The organism is Enterococcus dongliensis, assembly GCF_031927985.1.
Classification (GTDB): domain Bacteria; phylum Bacillota; class Bacilli; order Lactobacillales; family Enterococcaceae; genus Enterococcus_A; species Enterococcus_A dongliensis.
In genome coordinates, this window is record NZ_JARPZC010000038.1 from 1 (window position 1) to 3,796 (window position 3,796).

The 3,796-nt window shown below is 34.6% G+C and carries 4 protein-coding genes and 1 pseudogene; 1 reads left to right on the plus strand and 4 read right to left on the minus strand.

Annotated features, from left to right (window positions below; translation table 11 throughout):
* Positions 1–176: 176 nt before the first annotated feature.
* The 3 genes and pseudogenes from P7D84_RS13545 to P7D84_RS13555 form a co-directional block, all read right to left on the minus strand.
* Positions 177–717, minus strand: a pseudogene (locus P7D84_RS13545) (hypothetical protein); the annotation flags it as partial.
* 87 nt (positions 718–804) lie between these two features.
* The gene (locus P7D84_RS13550) at positions 805–1,113 is read right to left on the minus strand and encodes a hypothetical protein (protein ID WP_311806768.1); all 309 of its coding nucleotides are present in this window, start codon (positions 1,111–1,113) and stop codon (positions 805–807) included.
* Between the two features lie 118 nt (positions 1,114–1,231).
* Positions 1,232–1,366, minus strand: coding sequence for a hypothetical protein (locus tag P7D84_RS13555; protein ID WP_311806770.1), 135 nt, complete (start codon positions 1,364–1,366; stop codon positions 1,232–1,234).
* A 424-nt stretch (positions 1,367–1,790) separates the two neighbouring features.
* Between P7D84_RS13555 and P7D84_RS13560 the strand changes: the two genes are divergently transcribed.
* Positions 1,791–2,285, plus strand: coding sequence for a hypothetical protein (locus tag P7D84_RS13560; protein WP_311806771.1), 495 nt, complete (start codon positions 1,791–1,793; stop codon positions 2,283–2,285).
* Between the two features lie 1,031 nt (positions 2,286–3,316).
* Here P7D84_RS13560 and P7D84_RS13565 read toward each other — a convergent pair.
* On the minus strand, positions 3,317–3,706 hold the full coding sequence (locus P7D84_RS13565) for a winged helix-turn-helix transcriptional regulator (RefSeq protein WP_311806773.1): 390 nt from the start codon (positions 3,704–3,706) through the stop codon (positions 3,317–3,319).
* Between the last annotated feature and the right edge of the window lie 90 nt (positions 3,707–3,796).

Genomic DNA, 3,796 nt, shown 5'->3' on the forward strand with positions numbered 1-3,796 from the left:
TTTGGAATTAACTGTTATAAAATATTTTTTTGATTTAGCTAATTTTCACTTGACTCTATATAGTTAGTCTTTCTTATCTAAAACGATCATTTAGTTCTATTAACAACCATAGTATACCATGTAATTACAGTTCTTACATGGTATACAGTTTGAGCTAGCCTCAATTCATTTTATGGCTATCTTCCCAGCAATTCCTTTAGATAGTTTTGATCTTTTTCGTCATAAGCTGGATAGCGGTTTGACGGTTGAAATTCCCCATTGTCATCTAATTCAAGTGCTACTTTTTTCAAGCCTTTTACAAAGTAATAAATAGGTCTTCTTTTTCCATTGCGTCACTTCACCGGTATCGATCAATTTTTGACTCGCTTCACTGATTTGTTGGTTTTGGGCTTTTTGATCCATTTCCTCCAGCATTTCGATTTTTTGTTTTAGATTTGTAATTTTTGTACCTAGCGTTCGCATTTTAATTACCGGTTTTGTCCGGTTATAGGCTTTGGCTTTCTCATTTTGTTCCTCCAGTTCTACTAGCTGTTGTTTGAAATACTGCAGGTTATTTACACTGGTTTTTGCTTCAATAGTCGCATAACTCGTTCTACCAACTACGTGAACATCTTGAAATAATTCATTCTCATTTTTGAATTGTTCTACCTTTTCAAGCATTTCGACGCTATTTTCTTGTTCTTGTGCTAACTTTTCAGATTTTACATAATACCTATTGTTTTCATCAGATAATAGAAAAAAATTACCATAGCGCTTATCTATGATAATTTTTTCTATTACTATTGAAATTTTTACTTAGAAAAACTATTTTTGATGCTCATTATTGAAGTAAGCATCAACATAAGATTTAATTTCTTTATAATCCTTTTTCATAAATAATATTGTGGGTACTTCAATAATTGGAAGATTATTCTCATTTTCGAAAGGAGCGAATGGTTTTGGGACCACTAAAAAATCAACTACATCCTTATCCCTAATATAATCAATAGAAACGTCATAATATTTTGAAAAGTACTTCTTTAAATCACCATTATTCTTAATTAATGGAAATGCAGAAACAGAACCATAGTTAATACCAGAACTAACATTTAACACAAAACAAATTTTTTTCATAGGATATCCCCTCCTTTAAACTAACTATAAGGTGAAGCGCTTGCTTTTGTAAAGTTCCTCTAATAATTTCAAGTTTTTAATAGAAAGTTAGCCATGAATACGATTTATCACCATTTATTTACGACTCTCGTTTAAAAGCTACAGTAGTAACCCCGATTTGCGTGTCAAACATGGCAATTATCATTGTTGGTGGATAGTTTTTTAATTTTGCTAATAATCCGCCGACTGTCCCAATTCCTATTTGTTCACTCATAATGTTCGCTCCTTTGTTTTGACCTTTTATCTTTTTGGTTTGTGCTACAGGTCACTAGACGAAAGGCTGAATTTTTTACGTTTTGTTGCGAAGCTTTGTTTTTGGACGCGAAAAGGTGGGACTATCTCCTTTTAGTGCCTTTTTTAATAGCTTTGGCTGGTTTTTGTGGTCTCACAAAAATGGCGATTCTTCAAGCCGTGACGGCTTTGCGAATGAAAGAAGCAAACAAAGGACAATACGACTGCTGAACATAAAGGATTGAATAAATCATCAAAGCCCAAAGAGAAGGAGTGATATTTTGAAGTAAGGGCAACCGCACCACAGGTGAAATCACTCATTCATCTCTTAACCTTCAGAATCGAATTATTTACATTTACACAATAAAATATATGTGTTAAAACATGTTTTAAGGAGAATAGTTCAGATGAAAACGACTATCGAATGGAACAACTTTATATATGATGAAACTGAGTATGGAGATATGGTGTGGGAACATCCTCTTCCTAGTCCTCCGCAAAGTATCGATGAGCTTAAAAAAGCAATTGAGCTAGTCTGGACAAGTGATGAGAAAAAATCAGAAAAAGAATATGCTTTAATGATTATTGATCAGAAGAGATCACGGACGATGGAATTGTATAACTACGAGATTGATGACGAGGGTAATCCTAGTATCTTCCTTAGTTTTCGTCAAAAATTATGGAGCGATACAAAAATAAAACGTGGGTTTCTGGGTAAGAAGAAAAAGTACGTTAAAGTGCTTTTGGCAGACTATAGTTCAGATAGGAAAAGTTCAGGAAAGCCAATGAATAAAAAGGCGATTCTTCAAGCCGTGACGGACTTTTATGAGGGAAAAGATACTTTTGGAAATATGATCTTTGATGATTCAATCTGGGTACGTGTTTCAAATGATGAAAATTAACATTACTCTAGAAAACGTGCCTTTTTTAATAGATAAAGGACTTATAAAATTTTGAGCTGTGAGAAAGCTGAACTATCAACCTTTTTACAGCTTTTCATAATTAACTTCCTTCTGTTTAGCCAGACTGACGTTCGCTGAATTAGATCCTAATACTACTGAACCTAGCATCTCCATCGTCATACTAGGTTTCAGTGTTATCACAGTGAAAAATCCGTTAATCACAACAAATTCGACACTCACCACGAATAGAATATTGACTAAACCATCAAATCGGTTGGGTGCAGTATTCTCAAGTTCTGAATAGACTCGACCGCAGATATCGCCTGTGGTATGCTATCCAATTCGCATAAGCTCTGAGACAACGCTCTTTGACGTATGGCGTAGTTAGCCAGGTTACTTGCTCCTCAAAGTTTTTAACGAACCGTGAATTATATCTAGCCCATGGGACAGAGCAAACCTCTCGACACCATGTTCTTTGCACGCTACTCGTGTGCCTTGGTTTCGACAAAGACTTTAGCAGATCCAATATCCATAGCACACCATCTACGAATTCCACGACCGCTGTCATAACCGGGAGATTTCCGGTTACATCTAGAGCATCGACTCTGACATGATTTTGGAAGTTGGCAAGAAACGGTTATAATTTGAGTGTCGGAATCAAAAGAAACGTCAGGTTTGACGAATTGATCGGTACCGAGAATGAGCTGTATGATTGCTTTAAATGAACGCAAAAAAGAGATTCCTTTCATGATTAGAGATTTAGCACCTAAAATCATATCAGAATCCCTTGTGTCCACTAGCATCATTCGGCTTTTTATATTGAAAATTCACCCACACATTGTACCGAAAATCCATTTTTTACATACGTAAAAAAGTAATTAGTATTTTCCATACTAAAATAGGTATACTAAGCTTCTAATATATTTTGCTATAACACATTTAAATTCTCGATAATTTGTCTGTCCACATCAATCACTAATCCTTGATCAAGCCGTCAGATTTATTCTTGATATGTGTCAACAATTAAGGATTTAGCCAAGAATATTTTTAGTTGGCTGATTATCTTCTGTGTTCTCACCATACGTTTTCCCAAAATTTTCCATCATATTAATAATAGGTATAAAAGCTTGCCCTTTTTCTGTTAAAGAATATTCAACACGAGGAGGTACTTCTGGAAATACTCGCCGCTCTACGAGTCCGTCAGCTTCTAATTCTCTGAGTTGCTTTGTTAGTGATCCTTGGGAAATATCCCATAAAAATCTTTTTATTTCACCATAACGATGCTTTTCTGATTTTAAAAACCATAATATTAGAGCTTTCCAACGCCCGGATAATATGTTTTGTGTGTAGGCAATACCATATTTTTCTTTTTGATTTTCTATAAATTCCTTTTCAAAACCATCCTTGCATAATTTCGCCATATTTTATTGCTTAGCCTCCTTGTATATTAGAGTTAGGGTTTTAACCTTCCGGTTTTAATTGGATAACCCTATGAACCATCGTTATTTTAA

What these genes read in the sequence shown, in the direction of transcription:
- P7D84_RS13550 (WP_311806768.1), bottom strand. Translation starts at nt 1,113, where the DNA reads ATGAAAAAAATTTGTTTTGTGTTAAATGTTAGTTCTGGTATTAACTAT.
- P7D84_RS13555 (WP_311806770.1), bottom strand. Translation starts at nt 1,366, where the DNA reads ATGAGTGAACAAATAGGAATTGGGACAGTCGGCGGATTATTAGCAAAA.
- P7D84_RS13565 (WP_311806773.1), bottom strand. Translation starts at nt 3,706, where the DNA reads ATGGCGAAATTATGCAAGGATGGTTTTGAAAAGGAATTTATAGAAAAT.
- P7D84_RS13560 (WP_311806771.1), top strand. Translation starts at nt 1,791, where the DNA reads ATGAAAACGACTATCGAATGGAACAACTTTATATATGATGAAACTGAG.